Source organism: Rhodopseudomonas sp., from assembly GCF_013377015.1.
Lineage (GTDB): Bacteria > Pseudomonadota > Alphaproteobacteria > Rhizobiales > Xanthobacteraceae > JARJEH01.
In genome coordinates, this window is record NZ_JACABA010000001.1 from 190149 (window position 1) to 213631 (window position 23483).

20 protein-coding genes, 1 pseudogene and 1 riboswitch are annotated in these 23483 nt (G+C 62.9%); of the genes and pseudogenes, 8 read left to right on the forward strand and 13 right to left on the reverse strand.

Features of this window, described 5'->3' with window-relative positions; translation table 11 throughout:
* The first annotated feature begins 10 nt into the window (after positions 1–10).
* Both HXX15_RS00900 and dcm read left to right on the forward strand, forming a co-directional pair.
* Positions 11–454 (forward strand): very short patch repair endonuclease, encoded by a 444-nt coding sequence (locus HXX15_RS00900; RefSeq protein ID WP_296511685.1) that lies wholly within the window; start codon positions 11–13, stop codon positions 452–454.
* Positions 455–478: 24 nt separating this feature from the next.
* A complete protein-coding gene (dcm, locus tag HXX15_RS00905; RefSeq protein ID WP_296511687.1) occupies positions 479–1606 on the forward strand; it encodes a DNA cytosine methyltransferase in 1128 nt (375 codons plus the stop codon).
* On the opposite strand, the gene HXX15_RS00910 is transcribed toward dcm, so the two are convergent.
* The 3 genes from HXX15_RS00910 to HXX15_RS00920 form a co-directional block, all read right to left on the reverse strand.
* Positions 1599–2264 carry a HEPN domain-containing protein gene (locus HXX15_RS00910; RefSeq protein ID WP_296511689.1) on the reverse strand — a complete coding sequence of 222 codons (666 nt, stop codon included), beginning with the start codon at positions 2262–2264 and terminating at the stop codon, positions 1599–1601. The genes dcm and HXX15_RS00910 overlap by 8 nt on opposite strands.
* Positions 2265–2266: 2 nt before the next feature.
* Positions 2267–3340: a DUF262 domain-containing protein gene (locus HXX15_RS00915; RefSeq protein ID WP_296511691.1), complete on the reverse strand. Its 1074-nt coding sequence runs from the start codon at positions 3338–3340 to the stop codon at positions 2267–2269.
* Positions 3341–3982: 642 nt separating this feature from the next.
* Positions 3983–4273 carry a hypothetical protein gene (locus HXX15_RS00920; protein WP_296511693.1) on the reverse strand — a complete coding sequence of 97 codons (291 nt, stop codon included), beginning with the start codon at positions 4271–4273 and terminating at the stop codon, positions 3983–3985.
* 483 nt (positions 4274–4756) lie between these two features.
* On the opposite strand from HXX15_RS00920, the gene HXX15_RS00925 reads away from it, so the two are divergent.
* Complete coding sequence (locus HXX15_RS00925; RefSeq protein ID WP_296511695.1) at positions 4757–5170, forward strand: hypothetical protein; 414 nt, start codon at positions 4757–4759, stop codon at positions 5168–5170.
* Positions 5171–5185: 15 nt separating this feature from the next.
* Here the strand turns inward: HXX15_RS00925 and HXX15_RS00930 are convergent, their stop codons facing one another.
* The 8 genes and pseudogenes from HXX15_RS00930 to HXX15_RS00965 all read right to left on the reverse strand — a co-directional run bounded on the left by HXX15_RS00930 (position 5186) and on the right by HXX15_RS00965 (position 11830).
* The gene (locus HXX15_RS00930) at positions 5186–6007 is read right to left on the reverse strand and encodes an isocitrate lyase/phosphoenolpyruvate mutase family protein (RefSeq protein WP_296511697.1); all 822 of its coding nucleotides are present in this window, start codon (positions 6005–6007) and stop codon (positions 5186–5188) included.
* Between the two features lie 220 nt (positions 6008–6227).
* Positions 6228–6710 carry a transcription elongation factor GreA gene (gene greA / locus HXX15_RS00935; protein WP_296511699.1) on the reverse strand — a complete coding sequence of 161 codons (483 nt, stop codon included), beginning with the start codon at positions 6708–6710 and terminating at the stop codon, positions 6228–6230.
* 343 nt (positions 6711–7053) lie between these two features.
* Positions 7054–8100 (reverse strand): MltR family transcriptional regulator, encoded by a 1047-nt coding sequence (locus HXX15_RS00940; RefSeq protein ID WP_296511701.1) that lies wholly within the window; start codon positions 8098–8100, stop codon positions 7054–7056.
* A 60-nt stretch (positions 8101–8160) separates the two neighbouring features.
* Positions 8161–9314 (reverse strand): IS3 family transposase gene (locus HXX15_RS00945; RefSeq protein WP_296511702.1). Its coding sequence is split into 2 segments (ribosomal slippage): positions 8161–9065 and positions 9065–9314, totalling 1155 coding nucleotides; the frame shifts between segments, so codons are not numbered across the junction.
* Positions 9315–9602: 288 nt separating this feature from the next.
* Positions 9603–9746 (reverse strand): annotated as a pseudogene (locus HXX15_RS00950) (IS1595 family transposase); the annotation flags it as partial.
* Between the two features lie 112 nt (positions 9747–9858).
* Positions 9859–10260 carry a type II toxin-antitoxin system VapC family toxin gene (locus tag HXX15_RS00955; protein ID WP_296511704.1) on the reverse strand — a complete coding sequence of 134 codons (402 nt, stop codon included), beginning with the start codon at positions 10258–10260 and terminating at the stop codon, positions 9859–9861.
* Positions 10257–10493 carry an AbrB/MazE/SpoVT family DNA-binding domain-containing protein gene (locus tag HXX15_RS00960; protein ID WP_296511705.1) on the reverse strand — a complete coding sequence of 79 codons (237 nt, stop codon included), beginning with the start codon at positions 10491–10493 and terminating at the stop codon, positions 10257–10259. Before HXX15_RS00960 ends, HXX15_RS00955 begins: the two co-directional genes overlap by 4 nt.
* A 140-nt stretch (positions 10494–10633) precedes the next feature.
* Positions 10634–11830 carry a TrmJ/YjtD family RNA methyltransferase gene (locus HXX15_RS00965; protein ID WP_296511707.1) on the reverse strand — a complete coding sequence of 399 codons (1197 nt, stop codon included), beginning with the start codon at positions 11828–11830 and terminating at the stop codon, positions 10634–10636.
* A 429-nt stretch (positions 11831–12259) separates the two neighbouring features.
* Here HXX15_RS00965 and HXX15_RS00970 point away from each other — a divergent pair, with 429 nt between their 5' ends.
* From HXX15_RS00970 to HXX15_RS00980, 3 genes are all read left to right on the forward strand, one after another.
* Positions 12260–13483, forward strand: a complete 1224-nt coding sequence (locus HXX15_RS00970) for an NADP-dependent isocitrate dehydrogenase (protein WP_296511709.1) — start codon at positions 12260–12262, stop codon at positions 13481–13483.
* 248 nt (positions 13484–13731) lie between these two features.
* Positions 13732–15498, forward strand: coding sequence for a cation:proton antiporter (locus HXX15_RS00975; protein WP_296511711.1), 1767 nt, complete (start codon positions 13732–13734; stop codon positions 15496–15498).
* 87 nt (positions 15499–15585) lie between these two features.
* Positions 15586–17667, forward strand: a complete 2082-nt coding sequence (locus HXX15_RS00980) for a prolyl oligopeptidase family serine peptidase (RefSeq protein WP_296514743.1) — start codon at positions 15586–15588, stop codon at positions 17665–17667.
* Between the two features lie 369 nt (positions 17668–18036).
* Here HXX15_RS00980 and HXX15_RS00985 read toward each other — a convergent pair whose 3' ends face one another.
* Entirely contained in the window at positions 18037–18789 is a 753-nt protein-coding gene (locus tag HXX15_RS00985) for a GNAT family N-acetyltransferase (protein ID WP_296511714.1), read from the reverse strand.
* 1 nt (position 18790) lies between these two features.
* On the reverse strand, positions 18791–21472 hold the full coding sequence (gene alaS, locus HXX15_RS00990; protein WP_296511716.1) for an alanine--tRNA ligase: 2682 nt from the start codon (positions 21470–21472) through the stop codon (positions 18791–18793).
* Positions 21473–21715: 243 nt separating this feature from the next.
* Positions 21716–21806: riboswitch (glycine riboswitch) on the forward strand.
* Positions 21807–21944: 138 nt separating this feature from the next.
* Here alaS and gcvT point away from each other — a divergent pair.
* Both gcvT and gcvH read left to right on the forward strand, forming a co-directional pair.
* Entirely contained in the window at positions 21945–23093 is a 1149-nt protein-coding gene (gcvT, locus tag HXX15_RS00995) for a glycine cleavage system aminomethyltransferase GcvT (protein ID WP_296511718.1), read from the forward strand.
* Between the two features lie 9 nt (positions 23094–23102).
* Positions 23103–23468, forward strand: coding sequence for a glycine cleavage system protein GcvH (gene gcvH, locus HXX15_RS01000; protein WP_296511719.1), 366 nt, complete (start codon positions 23103–23105; stop codon positions 23466–23468).
* The last annotated feature ends 15 nt before the right edge of the window (positions 23469–23483 follow it).

Here is a 23483-nt window from a genome sequence, read left to right on the forward strand (position 1 = left end):
GGAGCTGTCTGTGGATATTGTTTCAAGCGACAAGCGGTCGTCAATGATGGCTGCGGTTCGCCAAAAGCACACCAAGCCGGAAGTCACCTTGCGTAGCGCCGTTCACCGGCTCGGCCTCCGCTTCCGATTGCATCGCCGCGATCTGCCAGGTAGTCCGGACTTAGTATTTCCAGCGGCCCTGATGGTTGTTTTCGTCCACGGGTGCTTTTGGCATCGTCACGAAGGCTGCCGCAAGGCCACGACCCCAGCAACGCGGGCAAAATTCTGGCAAGAAAAATTCGCGAAGAATATTGCCCGAGATCGCACCGCCAAGGTCGCGCTGGAAAATGCGGGATGGAAGGTTCTTGTGGTCTGGGAATGCGAATTGTCCTCCGCGAATGCTGCCGCCACTGTCGCAAGGTCGATTGCCACACAGGTAAAGAAAGAGCTCGAGTTCTCGGCGCAAACCTGCTAAACGACGCGTAACTCGGGACTGTGAATGCGCGTCGTTAGCCTTTTCAGCGGTATTGGGGGTTTCGAACTCGGCCTGTCGCGGGCCGGCTTCGAAACTGTGATGATGTGCGAGAACGACGATCTTGCCCGGTCGGTTCTCCAGTGCAGGTTTCCAGGCGTTACGGTCCGCAAAGACGTGCGAACGTTGAAGCGACTACCCCAATGTGAAATCCTCACCGCCGGATGGCCCTGCCAAGACCTGAGCCAAGCCGGAAGAACGGCTGGGTTGGATGGAGATCGTTCAGGACTGATCTCCGAAGTGTTCCGCCTCGTCGAGGCCAGCAAGCACAAACCCGAGTTCATTCTTCTGGAAAATGTTGCCTTTGCCTTGCATCTAAAAAAGGGAGCGGCACTCAAGTACGTTACATCGAACCTTGAGAGGCTAGGCTACAAGTGGTCCTATCGCGTGCTCGACAGCCGACAGTTCGGCATCCCACAACGTAGGCGCCGCGTCTTCATCCTCGGGTCGAGAGAGATCGTGCCGCAGTCGATCCTTTTCGGCGGCGTGGACACATCCATACAAACGGACGCAAGAAACGCTGATCTTTTCGGATTTTACTGGACCGAAGGAAATACCGGGTTGGGCTGGTCACCTGAAGCAGTCCCGCCGCTCAAAGGAGGCTCTTCTTTTTCAATTCCGTCTCCGCCCGCGATTTGGAACAAGCGCACGGGAGATTTTTACACGCCCGGCATCTCGGACGCGGAGCGTATGCAGGGCTTCCCCATCGACTGGACGGCCGTAGGCCCTCTCAAGGATGCAAAGAAGCGCGGTCGCTGGAAGCTAGTCGGCAACGCCGTCAGCGTGCCGGTCGTCGAGTGGATTGGCAGATCTATAAAAGAAAGTCGAAAAATTACACCCGATTGTCTCGGCGAGCACACTTTCAGCACCACCGCCAGCGCGGCTTTCGGCCAATCAGGACAGGCACCTTTGTTTTTTAGGTTTGATCACGAAGGGCCTGAGACTGCAACGATTGAGCGCCTCAAAGACTTCGGCCTTCTTGATACAAACAAGCTATCAACTCGCGCCGCCGCCGGCTTTTTGTCACGGATAGAGAAGAGTTCTTTGAAAACAGACGCCGAGTTTATACCTGCTCTACGCAACTACGTCAGTTGAGATACTTCCGATCCGCTTCGTACCGCTCCATCATCTTGATGAATGAGCACATGAACGATTTTATTCGCTTCAGTTTGTCCGAGATGTCGTCAATCGAATAGTTACTGCCAACCACCTCAAACGTATCTTCACCATGAGCGAGCGCGTTCCGAGCAATCTTCACAGTCTTTAAGTCCGAGCCACCAAGAGAACTGTGCGGTGGCCGCCAGTTTCGATCGCCGATATCCTTGGCAAACTTGATAAGCTTTTCGTGGTCAATACTACCAGAGAAAGGTATGTCTCCTTTTTTATGAAGCCAAGTGATCTTTCCAGGAGTGAAACTCGCAAACTCCCTAATTATCGAGATGTGATTTACGCCATCTTCAAATTTCTTCTTGAAATGCGCCTCAAGAATTTCGTGCTGCCAGTATTTCTCCAATTCGATGAAGGCAACGCTGTCGCCCTCCATCCGCTTGCGCACGCTGACAATTGTTTCCCGCGTCGCGTATTCAACACAGTTGTAAATCATAATGAAAGACGCAGCACGCGAAGCGGCTAATGCGGAAGCTGCGCCGTAGAAGCCCTTGCCGGGCGTCTTATGCCTCTTCTCAAGTTCGCGGAGCGATCTGAGATACGCGGACACACCTCGAAGCCTAGCTTTGAACTGCCCCTCAAGCATGGCTACGCCAGCAGCTTTGTTTTCACATACTCAATCCGGTCGCGAAGTCGCGGCCCGCTGTTCGAAGCGTGAGTGCGCACGAGCGCATTGAGCTCAGAGCCAAATATCCAATTGGATGACCCATGATATTGGAGCGCCGGATCTTCACGCAACGCCAGACACGTGCCTACAGCTATCGCCTCAAATCTCACTCTGGGTAGTGTGCCGCCCTTTCCATTCCGGTAGAACGCGTTCGCGTAATTTTCCGCGATGAAACTCATTGTAGCGAAGAACTCATTTCGCTTCGCGTCAATCTCAGGCTCAGTTATTCTCTTGTTCAGACGAATGACATTCTGGTCGAGAAACCTTCGGACATCGTGCTTAAACTCAGTGTACAAATCCGAGTAAATCAAGAATCGAGTAACGAGCTCTTGACGTTCACTATCCGGATCGGCGGACTTCGCTATTCTTGGCGTAAGAACCCTGAATACCGCAGACTGCGCGCATTCAAGTATCAAGTCCAAAAACGGGCCGCGAAACGCGCCCTTCCGAATTTCGGCGTCGTGCAGGGTCTTTCCCGTCGTGTTCAGACGGCGAAAGAGTTCGATGCGTGTGCTTTCGTCGGTGCCTTCATCAAGCACGAAGGAGCGGATCGGTGTGTTGAAGAGCCGCTTCTGCACCGTAATTGGAAAATCGCGGTAGTGAAGGCCTGTGAGTACGTCCAGCTTGTCTAACTCGCCCAGCGCGAACTCGTTATTAACGAAACGAGCCAACGTACGCACGCGCTGCGAGCCATCCACGATCTCAAGACGCCCCTTCACATCGTAAAAGAAGATCGGGGGTACTGGGATGCGAAGAATGACGCTTTCGATAAAGTACGACTGGGCCTGATCGGTCCAACGTAGCTTTCGCTGGTATTCTGGGATGTAAATATCGCCCTCTTGTTCGGGCTCTTCGACAAATTTGTTCACCAGCAATTCGACAGGATAGTCGGTCACGAGATATCGAACGTCGCGGCGGGCCTCTTCGATGATAGCCGTTATTTCATCATCGGACGGGCGATTGATGAAGCCCGAAAAAATTTCATACTCACTCATTAACCACGCCCCCAGAACATACCCATCCAACTATAACCGCTATGAGCGAACAAGTTACTATTTTCAATCATCTGGGGACGGCGATGAGATCGACGCGCTGATTTGGCTGCGATACTGAGCACGCGGGAATGTGCGTCACGCTGTCCAAAACCTTGCTCAAAATCCTGCGACTAAAAGCGCGCGCGCATTGCAGGCAATAAATCTCTCGGGATTTCAGTAACTTGCTTGGTGCTGCTGGGCGAGTCCGAATCACCGACCTCCTGTTCCACAGGCGGGCCGCGTCTTCATCCTCGGGGATCTCCATTCGGGCATCACCCTTAGGCGGACCGTCGGCGTCGGCACCAGGCTTCCGGGAGCCCTCGTGGGCGGCACTCACCCTTCTGCAGCGAGACCCTTATTTTCCCGCATTCTTCGCAGACAACCCGTTCAGTTCCGCGCCCTTCGCCGCCCCGTAGGCTGATCAGCGAAGCGTGATCCGCCATTCTGCGGTTTGATCGGGGACGGCGCAATACGCTCCGCTATTGCGCCCTACGCATGCTGCCGGTGGTGAAAACGAGCGCCAAATTCTGCGCGCGCCCCATCGCCCGGAGATTGTCCGGGCGATACCGATCGGCGCGAAAAATCTCGGCGGATCGTTCGATGCTAGAGCCCAGCCGCTGCCCAACCGGCCTGCAGGTCCTCTGCGCTCATGCAGGGCGTCAACGTCACCTTGCAGCCAAGGTCGAAAAACGGTTCTCCGACCTGCGGCATTTGGTTGGAGTTTTTCAGGTCGAAGACGTACAGACCCGACCGGTTGCCATTTTCGACGGTGAAATAGGCCGCTTCCGGCGTGAACTTTTCCATGAAGGCCGCGATCGCCTTCTTCAGTGCGCCGGACTTGATCGCTTCGCTTCCGTCGCTCGCATCCAGATGAGTTCGCAGCAGCATTCGCATTGTTTTCCCTCCAAGGCATCATCGAGAAAATGGGTTCGGCGCGGAACGCCGGTGAACATGAGGATGCCTGTCCTTTCGCAGCCTGGCGCCCGCAACTCTGCTTCAGGCTGGGAAGGCGCTTCCTCCATTCGGGCAATAGCAGTCCGACACACACGACACTTGAAAAACATTGCGCCTATTGGAATTGGCCAATCCACCAACAAAGATTGGCGGGTGTCGGGGGCGACGTTGGAACAAGCGGAAATCGAACGTCTTGTCGGCGAGCCGCCGAGCCATCAGACTCAAATTGGATCAAGCAAGTAGCCCGCATCAGCGCAGCGATATGCGGGGGTCAACATCAGCAGGGGAAACCCGCATGCCGCTTCGCTCATGCGGGCTACGCTTGCTGCTGCCCAAGGCGCGGCCGGCCCGATTTGACTTTGGCCGCGTTTTTTCCAACGATGCGATCTCATTGCTGTTGGACATTTTCGCGAGGACTAATCGATGCTGTACGTCGCATTGACATTTCTGACTTTGTCCGTGATTGCAGCGATCGCGATCGGTCTGAAATATCTGCTCGCGAAGTCATATACGCCCTATCATGCCCAGGTGACCGGCAAACCATGGGAGCAGGTTGAGCCGCGCCTGCAGGCCATCATCATCGGCATGATGAGGATCATCGGCGCCGGATTTTTGAGTCTCGGGGCAAGCATCGCGTGGTTCAGCTACGCTCTCTACCAAGATGCTCGCTGGGCGCCATGGGCGCTGGCGAGCGTTGGTCTGATCGCGCTGTTGGCGCCGCTCTGGGTCGCGCTGCAATTGCGCAAGACGGAGCCCCGGGCCGATACGCCCGTCGTCCCCAGCGCGGTGGGAATCGGCCTCATCCTGCTCGGAGCAGCCGCGGGATTGTTCGCCTGACGGACGCGGACGAGTTCACTGCTCCGCAAACAGCTTGTTGAGTTCGCCGCCCTTCGCCGCATGGGCAAACTCCGTGAACGTCCCCTGCCCGGCGATCTCGCGCGCCGCGCGCAAGAATCCGGCCCAGGCGCTGCGCGCCAGCGCGCCGCCGACGCTGATCCGGCGCACCCCCATGTCGGCGAGCTCCGCGACGGTCATCGTCGGCAGCACCGTCAGCACGTTCAGCGGCTTCGGGCTCACCGCCTTGACCAACGTTTCAATCTCGGCGCGCGTCGACACGCCGGGCGCGTAGAGGCAATCGGCGCCGGCCGCGGCGAACGCCACCAGCCGCGCCGCCGTCTTGTTCAGATCGCGCTCGCCCCACAAGAAACCCTCGCAGCGCGCCACCAGCATCACGTCATGCCCGGTGGCGTCGATCGCCGCGCGCGCCGCGGCGATCCGCTCCACCGCCAGCCCGTCGTCATACAGCGGCGCTTCGGCCTTGCCGGTGGAGTTCTCGATCGACAACCCGGCGATCCCAGTGGCCACCGCGCGCGTCACATTGGCGGCGACGCCGTGCGGATTGTCGGCGAAGCCGGCCTCGAAATCGGCGTTGACCGGCAGATCGGTCGCCGCGCACAGCGTCGTCAGATGCGCCAGCACGTCGTCGCAGGACACATGATTGTCGGCGCGGCCGGTCGACCACGCATAGCCCGAACTGGTCGAGGCCAGCGCCTTGAAGCCCATGCCCTGCAGCAGCCGCGCGCTGCCGACGTCCCATGGATTGGGAATCACGAAGCAGCCTTGGTCATGCAATCGGCGAAACGCCGCGCGCTTGTCGGCGGTGGTGATCGTCATCGGCGCTCTCCCATGGCTGTTGCGGCGCAGCCTAGAGCATCCTGCCATTGCGTTGAAGCGCACGACGTAAAGGACGCCGTCATTCCGGGGCGCGAGCAGCTTCGCTGCGAGCGAACCCGGAATCTCGCTCAGCGCCCGGCCTTGCCGCAAGATTCCGGGTTCGCTCGCCGGATGGGCTTGCGCCCCGGAATGACCCACGAGCGACCAGGCGAAGGGCCAGCTAAGCGATGGCCATGATCTCGAGCTCATGATCGCCGGAGCCTGCGACATCGCCGACGGCTTTGCGCAGCAACAGCCTGGCCACCGGCGACACGAACGAGATCGTGCCCGCCTTGGGATCGGCCTCGTCCTCGCCGACGATCCGATAGGTCTGCACCCGGCCGTCGCCGCGCCGGAACGTCACCGTGCTGCCGAACGCAACGGTGTCGGTCGAGGCCGGATCTGGCATCACCTGAGCGGTCCGAACCCGTGCCGCGAAGTATCTCGCATCCCGCAACGGGGCAGCCTCCTGCCGGCGTCGTTCATTGACGTCCTCGATCGCCTGCGCCGCCGCGCAGTCCGCGCGCGCCTGCGCCAGCTGATGCTCCAGCGCCGCCAGGCCGGCCGCGGTGACCCAATTCGGATGCGGCGAAATCGGCCGATCCGGCAGCATCGTCTCCGACGCCGTTTCGGCACTGTCTTCCTTGGTGAAGGCGACGCTCACGCGGGAACTCCGTTCGATTTAGGGCAGCCCGCCAGCTATAGCGGTTTTGCCAAATCGGGCAACGCGGCGAAAGTCCGTCGCACGGCGAGGTGGCACCATCGGCAGTTGCTCGAAGCGTCAGGCGCTCAACCTTCGCGCCCGCGGAATCGTTCCGCGCCGGCTTGAAGAGAGTTTTGCGTAATTCTCGGTTTCTGATTCATTTGATGTCGCTAGTGCATTGATTGCCTCTTGCTGCAGCAATGGTACCGGCGGAGCGATCCGGAGCTGGAAGAGGCTTTGGCCGACCGCCTGAGTCCGTCGATTTGTCGGCTGGTCGCCGCTGTCTGGACCGCCATCATTCTGGCTAAAGCAGAGGAAGAGGACCGCCCGGATTTTCGGAAGCCTGTCCCAAGGCAGAACTAATTAGCTGTGCTGTCATGGTGTAACGGAACCGAGGGTCGGCAAGTTTCTGTTGGTAGTCCGGGAGACCCATGTAGGGATCAGATCGTAATATGGGTGCAGCATTGGTTTTGTATAGGTCACAGTCTGGAACCGGCCCGACGTGCCTATCTACGAGAACAAGATTTTTGCAGCGATCTCGTATACTGGGTACATCAAAGGAATCGTGATCTAGTTTATGGGCGAAATCATTTCTGATGTTCTTTATGTTTGTGAGGTCTTTGTATGCCTCATCCGATAGAAGACACATCAGGTAAGCAAGATCAATCTTAATGCTGAATGGGCCAAGGGCTCCGCTTGGCCGAAACAATTGACCTGAGATTTCTTGTAATTTGGAGGTGTCAGTTTTCCGCAATCGGGATTGAAGAGCCTGCTCAAGGCGAGTCTCCGCTATCGATCCCGCAACAATTCCCGCCGCTCGATCAGAGTCAAACTCGACTTGTTCAAAAGGATTTGGGCCAATTCGCTTTTCGCCCTTACCATAATAATAGAAACCTAGGCCCTCTGTCGTTAGTAAGAAGTTGTCGTCGCCAAAGGATGTTGCCCTGGTAGATTGTGTGTCTAGCGTACTTGTGATCGTAGTCACCTTCCGTAACCACTTGGCGATGTTACCCGCTTCGTGGCGGGGGAATCCAAATGCAGACCAGCCTAAGCCAGGGTGGCGGATCGCAAACGTAGCGAACCTATTTTGGTTGTCTGGTCCAACCCTCCAGCGGGGATCAAACGCCGCGAGAGGTAGGTTCGAAAATTCGTCAGGAACGGGCTCTAGCATCTGGCCACGCGCAGTTCCGAGGGCACTAATCAGCGCTTCAACGGCAGCCGTATTGAGGGCCGTTATGAAAGTTGCGTCTTCGCCACTTCCAAGGCGCAACATTACTTGGCGCTTGTCCTCGGCAAGCACTGTTTCAATGGTAGTTTGTGGGCTAGAGCCACTACCTTCTTCCTGCGACATCTGCTATCCTCATTAACATAAATGGCAATCTGAGCAGCTGCCGGTTTGATGGACACCCGGTTAAGCTAATCCCACCTTGCGCTCGAACTCAACGGGGCTGACGTACCCGATCGTCGAATGACGTCGGATGGCGTTGTAGAACCGCTCGATGTAATCGAACACATCTGCCCTGGCCTCGTTCCTGGTGCGATAGATTTTGCGCGCGGTGCGTTCGGTCTTCAGCGACGAGAAGAAGCTCTCCATCGCCGCGTTGTCCCAGACGTTGCCGGATCGGCTCATGCTGCAAATGATGCCGCTGTCGACCATCAGCCGCTGGAACTGCTCGCTGGTGTATTGGCTGCCCTGGTCGGAGTGATGCAGCAGGGCATCCGGTTTGCCGCGCCGCCACACCGCCATCAGCAGAGCGTCCGCGACCAGTTGAGCTGTCATGCTGGCACTCATCGACCAACCGACGACCCGGCGCGAGAACAGATCGATCACGGCCGCAACGTACAGCCAGCCCTCGAGCGTCCAGATGTAGGTGAAGTCGGCGATCCACTTCTGGTTCGGTCGCTCGGCCTCGAACTGCCGGTCCAGGATGTTGGACGGCACGTTCAGCAGCTGACGATCGCCCTCGTCCTTCGGCAGCCGCCGCCGGCGGGGCCGCGCGCGCAGGGCCTGCATCCGCATCAAGCGCTCGATCCGGTGCAGACCGCAGTCGACGCCATCGGCAAGAAGATCACGCCAGAGCCGGCGAGCGCCATAAGTCCGGTCGCTGCCGAGGAAGCTGGCCTTGACCTGCCGGCCGACCGTTTCGTCGCTGCGGGATCTGGCGCTGGGCGCGCGGTTCAGCCAGGCATGGAAGCCCGACCGCGAGACGCCCATTGCTTCGCATAGCCATGCCACCGGCCAGATGGTCCGGTGCTTCGCGATGAAGACGAACTTCATGTCGCTTCCCTCGCGAAGAAGGCTGCGGCCTTTTTTAGGATATCCCGCTCGGCCTTCAGCTTCTGGACCTCGCGCCGCAGACGCTCGATCTCCAATTGCTCAGGCTTCACCTGGCCGTGGCCGGGGAACGCCTGCGCAGGATCGGAGCCGAACTCCTTCACCCATTTGCGCAGCACGTTCTCATGAACGTCCAGATCTCGGCCAGCCTGCGCTACCGATACCCCGCGCTCTCTGACAAGCTTGACCGCCTCAATCTTGAACTCTCGGCTGAATCGTCGTCTCTGCATGGCCTACCTCCGGCTTCATGAAACACCCAATCTCGGTGTCCATCAAACCGGCAGCAGCTCAATCAATCCGACGACGAATATAGCGAGCAAGAAACGCAGAAACGATTTATGGCCGCGCTCAAGGCGACCGTGAAAACCCCGCCCAAACCACTGAAGTCCATCAAACCGACTTCGCCAAAGCGAGGGGTATCGCAAGACAAAAGGCGCGCGACGTAGGCGGGTTATTCTCTTTTCTTACGCTTCTTTCGCCAGCGCAGGAAGCGCCCCGCCTTGTATTTAAAAACAGGCTCAGTGAGCTTGATGATAGGTGAGGCGCTTGCCTTCGATGGCCTTGATAACGGCTTTGGTGCGGTCAATATCGCTGTAACCCGAGCCGACGCGGTGATTGTAGCGGAAATTAAATTCCGCCAGATATCGATGCAGGCGCTTTTCCTTGCTGCCCGGAGCTGCGGTGGGTTACGATCCGACGACCGGCGATCCGGCCCGGTGGGTTACGCGCCTTCGGTGCCAACCCCCTACGTTCTCAATCATCCCTCCGCTCTCATTACTCCAACCAATTCTCGACCTTCACACCTCGAACGCGCTTGAATTCCTGCGTGTTGGCGGTGACGATGGTTGCCCCCAGCGCCCTGGCGTGGGCGGCGATTAGCAGATCGTTGCTGCCGATCGGCGTGCCGGCGGCTTCCAGCGTCACCCGAATGTCGCCGTAGTCGGCGTCGGCCGGCGCTTCGAACGGCAGTACCTCGATTTCGCCGAGCAGATCCTCGACCGCCTTGCACAATCTGGCCGAGCCGCTCTTGGCGCAGCCGTAGCGCAACTCGGCCGCGACGACGATGCTGGTACAGATGGCGGCCTCGCCGACTTTGGCGATCCGCCGCGCCGCCTTGCCCTGCGGGTTTCGGATCAGGTCGGACAGGATGTTGGTGTCCAGAAAATACCGCTTCACAGCACGCGCTCCGGTGCCGGCACCGGATCGTCGATCGCAGGAAACTCCTCGTCGATCGGGGTCATCGATTGCAGCAGACCGACCAGACCGCGCTTGCGCACCGGTTCGATCACCAGTCGGTCGCCGTCGCGGTGCATGATGGCCTCATTGCCTGGCAACTCGAATTCCACCGGAATCCGGACCGCCTGGTTGCGGCCATTGCGAAACAATCGGACGTGCCTGTGATCGGACATGCGGCTCCTCCTAGCCTATGCCGAGAACATAGGCCGCGGCGACCGCCTCCGCAAGGCAATCAGCGGCCTGGCCAGCGGCAGGATTCCGGGTTCGCTCACCGCTGGCGCGGCTCGCGCCCCGGAATGACGGCGCTCCGGCGCTACCCCGCCAGCACCGTCTCCAGCCGTGCCAGCACCGCCGCGATGTCGGCGGTGATGTCGTCGGCCGCGACGCTGACGACGCGATAGTCGCGCGCCTCGAGCCATTGCTGCCGCGACGCCCGGTCGCTGCGGATCACCTCGGTCTCGTCGGGATTGACCAGTTCGATAGCGAGGCGCTGCGTGAAGGAGACGAAATCCGGGATGTGGCGGCCGACCGGAGTCTGCCGTTTGAACTGACCGGCGAAGCGGCGGTCGGTGCGCAGCGCTTCCCAGAGGATCCGTTCGGCGTCGGTCGGGTTGCGGCGCAACAGCCGCGCCAGGCCGCGCACCGTGCCGCTCTCATGCGGCTGCGCGCCCTGACCGTGTTCGGCCAGCAGCGCCCGCAGCCGCGTCGCCTGTTCGCCGTCGAGCACGCCGCCCTTGGCCGGACCCTTGCGGCCTTCGGCGATCGCCATCACCACGCCGTGCAGGGTGTGCATGTCCTGCTTGGTCGGCTCCATCCGGGTGAAGATGTTGCGCAGGTTGACCAGCATGGTGTCGCGCTTCTCGGCCGGGCGCAAAAACTCCACCTTGTCGAGCTCGCGCACCAGATTGTCGAAGAACGCCTGCATCTGGTGCTGCGAGGCGCGCTCGGAGCGCTCCGGCATCGCGAACGGCAGCGCGTTCGCCGTCGCCAGCTTGAACCATTCATAGCCGATCAGCAGCACCGCCTGCGCCAGGTTGAGCGAGGCGAAGGCCGGGTTGACCGGGAAGGTGATGATGCGGTCGGCCAGCGCCACCTCCTCGTTCTGCAAGCCGTAGCGCTCACGGCCGAACAGGATCCCGGCGGTGCCGCCGGAGCCGACCTGCGCGGCGATCTCGCGCGCGGCCTGCTCCGGCGCCACCACCGGCTTGGCCTGGTCGTGGGCGCGGGCGGTGGTGGCGAACAGCAGCGTGCAATCGGCCACCGCGGCTTCCACGGTGTCGAACAGCTCGACCGCGTCCAGGATGTAGTCGGCGCCCGAGGCGGCGCGGCGCGCATGGACATTGGGCCAGCCGTCGCGCGGTTTAACAATTCTTAAGCGTGTTAGGCCAAAGTTACCCATGGCGCGGGCGCACATGCCGATGTTCTCGCCGAGTTGCGGTTCCACCAGAACGACAACCGGTCCGGCCAAAGCGGCCTGCGGCTTGGTCTTATCGGTGCCTGAACCGGACATCTGGCGTCACTTTCTGATTCGATTTCGATGAAGAGCGGGGCCGCGGTGGCTTAGCTGCCCGATCCGCCGCGGTCGACCGCCAGAGTTGAGGCGGCGCTTCAACGGGGCGCCGCAATGGCGTCGGCACCCGGCGCCGTTTGGCCGCTCATTTATGAATGATTTATTAATCATTACAAAGTGATTACACGCATCCTTTACACTTCATTAAGAACATCAGCTGCGCTCCCTAACACTTCATTAAGAACTTCAACAACGCGGCCCGACGGCCGCCGTCGCCGATCGCCAAGGTGATCGCCCGAGGCGATGCAATTCCGTCCAGTCTGCCCGCCCATTCGCCTTCCAGCCCGCGCTGGGCGGTGCTATAGCGGCTTCGGCAATCCAAGCCCAATCCTGCCCTTCAAGCGCAGTCTCAAAGAGGCCCGATCCCGCATGGCGAAAATCAAGGTGACCAACCCCGTCGTCGAACTCGATGGCGACGAAATGACAAGGATCATCTGGCAGTACATCAAGGACAAGCTGATCAATCCGTTTCTCGACATCGACCTGATGTATTTCGACCTCGGGATGGAATATCGCGATCAGACCAACGACCAGGTCACCATCGACGCCGCCAACGCCATCAAGAAGGTCGGCGTCGGCGTCAAATGCGCCACCATCACCCCGGACGAGGCCCGGGTCGCCGAATTCGGCCTGAAGGAAATGTGGAAGTCGCCGAACGGCACCATCCGCAACATCCTCGGCGGCGTGGTGTTCCGCGAACCGATCATCTGCAAGAACGTGCCGCGGCTGGTGCCGGGCTGGACCAAGCCGATCATCATCGGCCGCCACGCCTTCGGCGATCAATACCGCGCCACCGACTTCCGCTTCCCCGGCAAGGGCACGCTGACGATGAAATTCGTCGGTGAGGACGGCGCCGTGATCGAGCGCGAGGTCTACAAGTCGCCCAGCGCCGGCGTCGCGCTGGCGATGTACAATCTCGACGATTCGATCGCCGACTTCGCCCGCGCCTCGCTCAACCAGGGCCTGGCCAAGAATTATTCGGTCTATCTGTCGACCAAGAACACCATCCTGAAAGTCTATGACGGCCGCTTCAAGGACATCTTCCAGGAGATCTTCGACGCCGAATTCAAGGACAAGTTCGCCGAGAAGAAGATCACCTACGAGCACCGGCTGATCGACGACATGGTGGCGGCGGCGATGAAATGGTCCGGCGGCTACGTCTGGGCTTGCAAGAACTACGACGGCGACGTGCAGTCCGACACCATCGCCCAGGGTTACGGCTCGCTCGGCCTGATGACCTCGGTGCTGATGACCCCGGACGGCAAGACCGTCGAGGCCGAGGCCGCCCACGGCACGGTGACGCGGCATTATCGCGAGCACCAGAAGGGTAAGGAAACCTCGACCAACTCGATCGCGTCGATCTTCGCCTGGACTCGTGGCCTGTCGCACCGCGCCAAGCTCGACAACAACGCAGCCCTAGATGCCTTCGCGCTGACCCTGGAGCGGGTCTGCGTCGAGACCGTCGAGGCCGGCTTCATGACCAAGGACCTCGCGCTGCTGGTCGGCGCCGACCAGCGCTGGCTCTCCACCACCGGCTTCCTCGACAAGGTGGCGGAGAACCTGACCAAGGCGATGGCCCCGGTCGCGGCCTGAGACGGGCACAGACTCCTCATCCTGAGGAGCCCGACGTCGCCCGAACGGCGGCGGCGGGCGTCTCGAAGGATGAGGAGATGGACCGCCTCATCGTTCGAGACGCGCGCCAACAGGCGCGCTCCTCACCATGAGTCTGTGACGTTCCCGCCTGAACAGCGCGGCCGACATTGCCGCGAAACATCGCCGCAGCCCGATCGAATTTGACCCAGCCCCTCGCCCGATCCGGCGCGTCGTGCTTGATGGAGACCATGGCGGCGGCAACTGACATCGGGGGCTATCGCGAAGCGCTGGTGTTTCTCGGCACCGCCGGCGTGGTGATTCCGCTGATGGCGCGGTTGCGCGTCAGTCCGGTGCTGGGCTTTCTGATCGCCGGCCTGGTGCTCGGTCCGAACAGTCTCGGCCGGCTCGACGACGCCCTGCCCTGGCTCGGCCTCATCACCATCACCTCGCAGGACGCGGTCGACCGGCTCGCCGAGCTCGGCGTCGCCTTCCTGCTGTTCTCGATCGGGCTGGAACTGTCGTTCGACCGGCTGTGGACGATGCGCCGGCTGGTGTTCGGCTTCGGCATCGCGCAGGTGGTGCTGACCACAATGGCGATCAGCGCCGTCACGCTGGCATTCGGCAATGCGGTCGAGGCCAGTCTGGTGATCGGCGCCTGCCTGGCGCTGTCCTCGACCGCGATCGTGCTGCAGCTGCTGGCCGAGCAGAAACGGCTGGCGTCGGTGGCCGGCCGAAGCATCTTCGCGGTGCTGCTGGCGCAGGATCTGGCGGTGGTGCCGATCCTGTTCCTGATCGTGGTGTTCGGCGGCACCGCCACGGGTGCGACGACGACAGCCGGCTCGGTGTGGGCCGGGCTGGGACTCGCCTTGCTGCAGGCGGCGGCGGCGATCGCGCTGATCGTCGGCTTCGGCCGGCTGATCCTGCGCCGGCTGTTCCGGCTGGTGGCGCGGACCCACAACCGCGAATTGTTCATGGCGACGATCCAGTTCGTGGTGGTCGGCACCTCGCTGCTGACCCAGGTCGCCGGCCTGTCGATGGCGCTCGGCGCCTTCCTCGCCGGCCTGCTGCTGTCGGAGACAGAATTCCGCCGCCAGGTCGAGGTCGACATCGAACCGTTCAAGGGCATGCTGCTTGGGCTGTTCTTCATCTCGGTCGGGATGCGGATCGACCTCGCCGAGGTGGCGAGCCAGCCCTTGATGCTGGCGGCGTCGGTGCTCGGCATGGTGGCGCTGAAGGCGGCCGTGATCGCCGTGCTGGCGCGGCTGTTCGGCCTGTCCTGGCCGGTCGCGGTCGAGGCCAGCCTGCTGCTCGCCGGCGGCGGCGAATTCGCCTTCCTGATGCTCGGGCTCGCCAGTTCGAGCGGGGTGATGCCGCGCGATGTCGAACAATTCATGCTGCTGGTGGCGTCCGGCACCATGCTGCTGACGCCCTATCTGGCCCGGCTCGGTCGCAAGGCCGGCGCCCGGGTGCGGAACGCCTCGCTGGTCGAGCGCGGCTATGGCGATCCCGGTCCGGTCGCGGCCGGGCGCAGCATCGTGGTCGGCCATGGCCGGGTCGGCCGCATCGTCTGCGACATCCTGCACAAGCAGGGGCAGCCCTTCCTCGCCATCGAGATCGACGCCGACCTGGTGTCGCAGGCGCGCAAGGCCGGCCGCCCGCTGGTCTATGGCGACGCCGCGCAGCGCGCCTTCCTGCGCAAATGCGGCGTCGCCGAAGCGCCGGCTTTGGTCGTGACCATGCATGACGCGGTAGCCGCCGAACACGTCGTCGCCGCCGCCCGCGCCGAACGCGCCGACATTCCGGTGATCGTCCGCGCCCGCGACGCCGAGCACGCGGTGCGGCTGTTCCGGCTCGGCGCCAGCGACGTGGTGCGCGAAGTGCTCGAAGCCAGCTTCGAGATCGCCAGCACGGTGTTGCAGACGCTCGGTCTGCCGGTCGGCAAGGTGATCGCGATCATTCACGACGAGCGCGACATCCGGAAGAAGCAGGTGCGCGAGGGCCGCGCTGCCGAATGATCGTGCGGGCGATTTCATCCGCGGCGCAGTTGGCGGCCCGCCGCTTTCGCACTATCTGAAAGGTCTCGGGCGCCGCGCCCTCCCCGCATTCAGAAAGCCCCGATGACCGCACCGAGCAACCCGGCCGATGGCAGCGACGATCCCTTGCTCTGGCTCGAACAGATCGAGGGCGAACAGGCGGTGGCCTGGGTCGAGGCTCAGAACAGCCGCACCGACGCGCTGCGCGACGACGACCGCTACCGCGCCGATTTCGACGCGGTGCTGGCGATCCTCAATGCCGACGACCGGATTCCCTTCGTCGGCAAATCCGGCGATCACCTCTACAATTTCTGGAAGGACGCAGCCCATCCGCGCGGGCTGTGGCGACGTACCACGCTGGACAGCTACCGCACTGACAAGCCGGACTGGGATGTGCTGCTCGACATCGACACGCTCAACGCCGCCGAGGGCATCGCCTGGGCCTTCGCCGGTGCCGCGCGCTCGCCGGACAAGAGCCGGGCGCTGGTCAGCCTGTCGTTCAACGGCACCGACGCCATCGAGGTGCGCGAATTTGATTTCGCCAGCAAAAGCTTTATTGCGGGCGGCTTCGTGCTGCCGCAAGCAAAGACCCAGGTCGACTGGCTCGACCGCGACACCATCCTGTTCGGCAGCGCGTTCAGCGCCGACGACACCACCGCGGCCGGCTACGCCCGATGGGTGCGGAAATGGCGGCGCGGCACGCCACTCGCCGACGCCGAGATAGTGTTCGCGGTGGAGCACGACGACGTCGCGGCTTGGTTCGGCGTCAATCATCGCCCGGGCCATGAATCCGTCAGCTATTCGCGCGCGCTGGATTTCACCCGCGCGCAGATGTTCATTGAGCCTGCGCATGGCGCCTTCGCCGGCCAGCGCATCCGGCTGGAGCTGCCGGAGGAAGTCGCGATCTCGCACGAGGCCGGCGCGCTGCTGGTCAGCCCGAAACAGGACTGGCAGATCGGCGGACAGATCATCGCCTCGGGCGCCTTGGCGGCGATCGGCCTCGATCGCTTCCTGGCGGGCGCGCGCGATTTCGAGATCGTGTTTGCGCCGACGCCGACCCGCGCGCTGCAATCCTGGCTGGAGACCCGTCACGGCCTGGTGCTGCAGATCCTCGACAACGTCCGCGGCCGCGTCGTGCTCGCCACCCGCACCGCCGGCGGCTGGCAGGAGACCGCGATTCCCGGCCTGCCCGACAACGCCACCATCGGCGCGGACAATTTCGGCGGCGAGGACGATCCCGATCTCGGCACCGACGTGCTGCTCACCATCACCGGCTTCGACCAGCCGACCTCGACCGCATTGTGGAACGGCGCCGGCGCGCCGCAGAAGCTGAAGCAGGCACCGGCGTCGTTCGATGCGACCGGGATCGAGATCAAGCAATGTCACGCCACAGCCCCCGACGGCACCAGCATTCCGTATTTCCTGATCGGCAAGGATCTCGCGGCGAAAGGCCCGCGTCCCACCATCCTGTACGGCTATGGCGGCTTCGAGATTTCACTGACGCCGTCCTACATGGCGGTCGCCGGCAAGCTCTGGCTCGAACGCGGCCATCTCTACGCGCTGGCGAATATCCGCGGCGGCGGCGAGTTCGGCCCGGCCTGGCACCTCGCCTCGCGCAAGGCCACCAAGCACGTCGCCCATGACGATTTCGCCGCGGTCGCGCGCGACCTCGCCGCAAGCGGCGTCACCACTGCGCGGCAGCTCGCCTGCCATGGCGGCAGCAACGGCGGCCTCCTAGTCGGCAACATGTTGACGCGCTATCCGGAGCTGTTCGGCGCGGTGTGGTGCAGCGTGCCGCTGCTGGACATGGCGCGCTACACCAAGCTGCTGGCCGGGCAGAGCTGGATCGCCGAATATGGCGATCCGGAAATTCCCGACGAGTGGGACTACATCAGGAAATATTCGCCCTATCATCTGGCGACGCGCGACAAGACCTATCCGCCGATCCTGATCACCACCAACCGCACCGACGACCGCGTCCATCCCGGCCACGCCCGCAAGATGGCGGCGCGGCTGCAGGAATTGGGGCATCAGGTGTGGTTCAACGAGACCGTCTCCGGCGGCCATTCCGGCGCGGTCGACAACACCGACCAGGCGAGAACCCAGGCGCTCGGCTACGCGTTCTTCCGCCGGACGATTGGTGCGGCGTGAGCGCGCGGAATTGAGCGACGCGCTCTTTGCACAACGCTGTCATTCCGGGGCGCGAGCAGCGTCAGCTGCGCGCGAACCCGGAATCTCGCAGCCCGCACCGTGTCGCATCTCGCACCACGTGTAGCAAGATTCCGGGTTCGCTCGGCCTGCGGCCTCGCGCCCCGGAATGACCGGTGTGTTTGGCGAACACGCTGCGACAGTCACCACCTCCGTCATGCCCGGGCTTGACCCGGGCATCCACGGACGCAAGCACGGCTTTGCTCGTGGGCATGGATGGCCGGGTCAAGCCCGGCCATGACGCGGAGAGGGATTGGGCAGTGGAGAATTTGCAGCGCGCTGCAAATCCAGAGTCCACTGTCGGCGCACCGATCAGCCGGCCGGCGCTCGCCGATAGTGATAGCGGTGGAGTTCGGTATCGAGCTTGATGCTGCGATACAGCGCGCGGCCGGCGACGTTGGAGGCCTCGACCTGCAGGCAGGCGGCCTCGGCGCCGCGGCTGGCGGCCCAGGCAAACAGCGCGGTCATCATCCGCGCGCCCAAGCCCTCGCCACGATGGGCTTCGCTGACCACCACGGATTCGCAGCACAGCAGGCGATCCTGAATCGCCCCATAGGCGGTGGCGACGATCTCGCCGTCGCGGCGCAGCGCCGCAAAGCCCGCCGGCAGCGCCACCACCGCAACCACCCGGGCATAGGTCGCGGCATGCGTCGGCGTCTGCTTCTGCAGGGCGCTGATCGCCGCCAGCCATTCAGCGTCGGCGGTCGCTTCAATCGTCACCGCGGGATCGGCGGCGAGCGCGCGGCCCGCAAGATCGCCATGCAGCGTGCAGGTCTCGCCTTCGGTGGTGAAGTCATGATGATCGAGTTCGCGATCGACCTGCGGACCCAGCAGCGCCGGCACCCGCACGATCAGCGGCAGCTTCTGCGCACGATAGAGTTCCGTGAAGAGCGGGATCTGAGCCGCGATCGACGCCGCCTCGGCGCGCAGCGGATTGACCGAATTGGAACGCCGCGACACGCCTTCGCCGAACCGCAGCAGCCAGTCGCCATGATACACGCTGCGCAACGCCGGCCAGGCATTGAAGCAGGCGTCCTCGATCCGCCACGGCAATGACCGCGTCACCTCACCCCGCCATTGCGGCCGCGATGGCGTCGAGCGCCGCGGCGGCCTTGGAGCCGTCGGGGCCGCCGGCCTGTGCCATGTCGGGCTTGCCGCCGCCGCCCTTGCCGCCGAGTACTTCGGAGGCCTTGCGCACCAGATCGATCGCCGAGAACCGGCTGACCAGATCGGGCGTGACGCCGACCACGACGCTGCCCTTGCCGTCCTCGCTGGTAGCGATCAGCGCGATCACCCCGGAGCCGAGCTGTTTCTTGCCCTGATCGACCAGGCTCTTGAGATCCTTGATCTCGATGCCCTCGACCGCGCGCGCCATCAGCTTGACGCCGGCGACCTCGCGAACGCCGGCGTCACCATTCGCCGCCGACGCGCCGGCGGCAGCGCCGCCGCCCATCGCCAGCCGCTTGCGGGCCTCGGCGAGATCGCGCTCGAGCTTCTTGCGCTCGTCCATCAGCGCGGCGATCCGCGCCGGCATCTCGTCGAGCGGCGTGCGTAGTTCCGCGGCCGCCGCCCTCGCGGTGGCGATCGCCGCGTTGGCGCTGTGGCGGGCCTGACGCCCGGTCAGCGCCTCGATCCGACGCACCCCGGAGGCGACCGCGCTTTCGCCGGTGACGGAGATCAGCCCGATATCACCGGTGCGTTTGACATGGGTGCCGCCGCACAATTCGACCGACCAGCCCAGCGCATTATTGCCGCTGTCGCGGGCGGTCTTGCCCATCGACACCACGCGGACCTCGTCGCCATATTTCTCGCCGAACAGCGCGCGCGCGCCGGCATCGCGGGCATCGTCGACCGCCATCAGCCTTGTGGTGACCTCATCGTTCTCGAGCACGATCTCGTTGGCGATGTCCTCGACCCGGCGTAGCTCGTCCGGCGTGATCGGCTTCTGATGCACGAAGTCGAAGCGCAGCCGGTCCGGCGACACCAGCGAGCCCTTCTGCGCGATGTGATCGCCCAGCACCTGGCGCAGCGCCTCGTGCAGCAGGTGAGTGGCGGAGTGATTGGCGCGGATCGCCGAGCGCCGCGTGTGATCGACCTCAAGCAGCAATGCCGTGCCGGCCTTGAGGGTGCCGCGCTCGACGGTGCCGATGTGGACGAACAGGTCGCCGGCGCGCTTCTGGGTCTCGGTGACGTGGAACACCACGCCCTCGCCGGCCATCACGCCGGTGTCGCCGACCTGGCCACCGGACTCGGCGTAGAACGGAGTCTGGTTGAGCACGATGGCGCCGGTGTCGCCGGCCTTGAGTTGATCGATTTCCTTGCCGTCCTTGACCAGCGCCGCGACCACGCCTTCGGCGGTTTCGGTCTCGTAGCCCAAGAACTCCGTGGCGCCGAGTTTTTCGCGCAGACCGAACCAGACGGTTTCGGTCGCGGTGTCGCCGGAGCCCGACCACGACGCCCGCGCCTTGGCGCGCTGGCGGTCCATCGCGTCAGTGAAGGAGGCGATGTCGACGCTGATGCCGCGATTGCGCAGCGCGTCCTGGGTCAGGTCGAGCGGGAAGCCGTAGGTGTCGTATAGCGTGAAGGCGGTGTCGCCGTCGAACATGTCGCCCTTCTTCAGCGTGCTGCTCTTGTCGTCGAGAATGATCAGGCCGCGCTCCAGCGTCTTGCGGAACCTGGTCTCTTCCAGCCGCAGCGTCTCCTCGATCATCGCCTCGGCGCGCACCAGTTCGGGATAGGCCTGGCCCATCTCGCGCACCAGCGCCCACACCAGCCGCCACATCAGGGGTTCGGTGGCGCCGAGCAACTGGCCGTGCCGCATCGCGCGGCGCATGATCCGGCGCAGCACATAGCCACGGCCCTCGTTCGACGGCAGCACGCCGTCGGCGATCAGGAACGAGGTGGCGCGCAGATGATCGGCGATCACCCGCAGCGAGGCCTTCTGCTCGCCCTGCGGGTCGGCGCCGGTCAGTTCGGCGATGGCGCGGATCAGCGCGGTGAACAGATCGATATCGTAATTGTCGTGCTTGCCCTGCAGCACCGCTGCGATCCGCTCCAGCCCCATGCCGGTGTCGATCGATGGCTTCGGCAGCGCCAGCCGGTTGCCCGGCGCGATCTGCTCGTACTGCATGAACACCAGATTCCAGATCTCGATGAAGCGGTCGCCATCCTCATCGAGCGAGCCCGGAGGGCCGCCGGGAATCTTGTCGCCATGGTCGAAGAAGATTTCGGAACACGGACCGCACGGGCCGGTATCGCCCATCTGCCAAAAATTGTCCGAGGTCGGAATCCGGATGATTTTCGAGTCCGGCAGGCCGGCGATCTTCTTCCAGAGCTGGAAGGCTTCGTCGTCCTCGGAATAGACAGTGACCAGCAGTCGGTCCTTTGAAAGACCATATTCCTTGGTGATCAGGTTCCAGGCCAGTTCGATCGCGCGGTCTTTGAAGTAGTCGCCGAACGAAAAATTACCCAGCATCTCGAAAAAGGTGTGGTGCCGCGCGGTGTAGCCGACATTGTCGAGGTCGTTGTGCTTGCCGCCGGCGCGGACGCATTTCTGCGAGGTGGTGGCGCGCGGATTGGCGCGCTTCTCGACGCCGGTGAACACGTTCTTGAACTGCACCATGCCGGCATTGGTGAACATCAAGGTCGGATCGTTGCGCGGCACCAGCGGCGACGACGGCACGATCTCGTGGCCGTTGTTGGCAAAGTAGTTCAAAAACGCCGATCTGATTTCGTTAACGCCGCTCATGTTCGTCCAATCGTCCAGGATCGCCTGCGAGATTTTCGGTAGAATGGATGTAGTCCTGGCGCACCGCTTTTAGACGCGGGGAACCCCGCTGTCCAGAAAGTGGGCGGGGATTCAGGGGCTTGCCGGTTGCCCACAAGACCCGTTGCAGGCCCCCTCAGAAGCCCCAATATAAGACCCGTTGATAGATACCGCAGCTGCGTTGACAGTCTTGTTGAAGCCGTGTTTGTCTCCTAGCTGTCAAGAGTAAGTCACGTCGGGAGAGATCGGCCGCAAGGCCGGCGCCGAAGGAGCAACCGCCCCGGAAACTCTCAGGCAAACGGACCGCGTGACTCGATAACATCTGGAAAGAGACCCGGCCGAACCAGCATGGTTCGGGTGGGGACGCCGACGGGATAATGCTCTCAGGCACAGCGACAGATGGGGCTCGATTGGTTGACGAGAAATCGGTCTCGGGAACCGCGGGAGCCCAAACATGCTTGCGCGTGACGAAACGCAATTGCCTTTGAAAACGACCCCGCTGCACGCGCTGCATCTGGCGCGCGGCGGCAAGATGGTGCCGTTCGCCGGCTATGAGATGCCGGTGCAATACGGCCCCGGCGTGCTCAAGGAACATCTCCACACCCGCGCCCATGCCGGGCTGTTCGACGTCTCCCACATGGGCCAGATCGAACTGCGCGCCAAATCCGGCCGGCTCGAAGACGCCGCAACAGCGCTGGAGCGGCTGGTTCCGCAGGACATCGTCGCTTTGGCGCCGGGCCGGCAGCGCTACGCGCAATTCACCAACGCCGCCGGCGGGATTCTCGACGACCTGATGGTGGCCAATCTCGGCGACCGACTGTTCCTGGTGGTCAACGCCGCCTGCAAGGACGCCGACGAAGCCCATCTGCGCGCGCAGCTGTCGGACGCCTGCGAGATCGCGACGCTGCCGAATCGGGCGCTGCTGGCGCTGCAGGGACCGCAGGCCGAGGCGGTGCTGGCGAAGTTTTGTGCAGACGTTGCCGCGCTGAAATTCATGGATGTCGCCGCGCTGCGCGTGATGGATCTCGACTGCATGGTGTCGCGCTCCGGCTACACCGGCGAGGACGGCTTCGAGATTTCGGTTCCGGCTGAGGGCGCCGCAGCGCTTGCAACTGCGCTGTTGGACAATCCCGACGTGTTATTGATCGGGCTCGGCGCCCGCGACAGCCTGCGGCTCGAAGCCGGGCTTTGTCTCTATGGCCACGACATCGACACCACGACCACGCCGGTCGAGGCCGCGCTGACCTGGTCGATCCAGAAAAGCCGTCGCACGGGCGGCGCCCGCGCCGGCGGCTTTCCCGGCGCCGACGTGATTCTGGCGCAGCTTGACGGCGGCGCGCCGCGCCAGCGAGTCGGGCTCAAGCCCGAGGGCCGCGCGCCGGTGCGCGACAACGCGCCGTTGTTCGCTGACGCCACCACCACCCCCATCGGCACCGTGACCTCCGGCGGCTTCGGCCCCAGCGTCAATGCGCCGGTGGCGATGGGCTATCTGCCCACCGCGCAGGCCGCGCTCGGCGGCACGGTGTTTGCTGAAGTGCGGGGTCAGCGCCTGCCGCTGCGCGTCGCCCCGCTGCCTTTCGTTTCCCACGGCTACAAGCGTTGAGGACCTGACATGACCACCCTGTACACCTCCGATCACGAATGGCTGCGGATCGAGGGCGACATCGCCACCATCGGCGTCACCGACTACGCGCAGAGCCAGCTCGGCGACGTGGTGTTCGTCGAGCTGCCGAAGGTCGGCCGCACATTCAAGAAGGCCGAGGCCGCCGCGGTGGTCGAATCGGTCAAGGCCGCCTCCGACGTCTATGCGCCGATCTCGGGCGAGGTGCTCGAGGTCAACGAGACGCTCAGCGCCGAGCCGGCGCTGGTGAATTCCGACGCCGCCGGCAAGGCATGGTTTTTCAAGATGAAGATCGCCGACAAGAGTGAGCTCGACGGGTTGATGGACGAAGCCGCCTACCAGTCGCACACGGCCTGACGACGAGGAGATCAC

Coding starts and splice junctions, on each gene's coding strand:
- HXX15_RS00965 (WP_296511707.1), bottom strand. CDS start 11,830: ATGTCCGGTTCAGGCACCGATAAGACCAAGCCGCAGGCCGCTTTGGCC.
- HXX15_RS00940 (WP_296511701.1), bottom strand. CDS start 8,100: ATGTCGCAGGAAGAAGGTAGTGGCTCTAGCCCACAAACTACCATTGAA.
- HXX15_RS00915 (WP_296511691.1), bottom strand. CDS start 3,340: ATGAGTGAGTATGAAATTTTTTCGGGCTTCATCAATCGCCCGTCCGAT.
- HXX15_RS00930 (WP_296511697.1), bottom strand. CDS start 6,007: ATGACGATCACCACCGCCGACAAGCGCGCGGCGTTTCGCCGATTGCAT.
- HXX15_RS00970 (WP_296511709.1), top strand. CDS start 12,260: ATGGCGAAAATCAAGGTGACCAACCCCGTCGTCGAACTCGATGGCGAC.
- gcvH (WP_296511719.1), top strand. CDS start 23,103: ATGACCACCCTGTACACCTCCGATCACGAATGGCTGCGGATCGAGGGC.
- HXX15_RS00920 (WP_296511693.1), bottom strand. CDS start 4,273: ATGCGAATGCTGCTGCGAACTCATCTGGATGCGAGCGACGGAAGCGAA.
- dcm (WP_296511687.1), top strand. CDS start 479: ATGCGCGTCGTTAGCCTTTTCAGCGGTATTGGGGGTTTCGAACTCGGC.
- HXX15_RS00960 (WP_296511705.1), bottom strand. CDS start 10,493: ATGTCCGATCACAGGCACGTCCGATTGTTTCGCAATGGCCGCAACCAG.
- alaS (WP_296511716.1), bottom strand. CDS start 21,472: ATGAGCGGCGTTAACGAAATCAGATCGGCGTTTTTGAACTACTTTGCC.
- gcvT (WP_296511718.1), top strand. CDS start 21,945: ATGCTTGCGCGTGACGAAACGCAATTGCCTTTGAAAACGACCCCGCTG.
- HXX15_RS00925 (WP_296511695.1), top strand. CDS start 4,757: ATGCTGTACGTCGCATTGACATTTCTGACTTTGTCCGTGATTGCAGCG.
- HXX15_RS00975 (WP_296511711.1), top strand. CDS start 13,732: ATGGCGGCGGCAACTGACATCGGGGGCTATCGCGAAGCGCTGGTGTTT.
- HXX15_RS00910 (WP_296511689.1), bottom strand. CDS start 2,264: ATGCTTGAGGGGCAGTTCAAAGCTAGGCTTCGAGGTGTGTCCGCGTAT.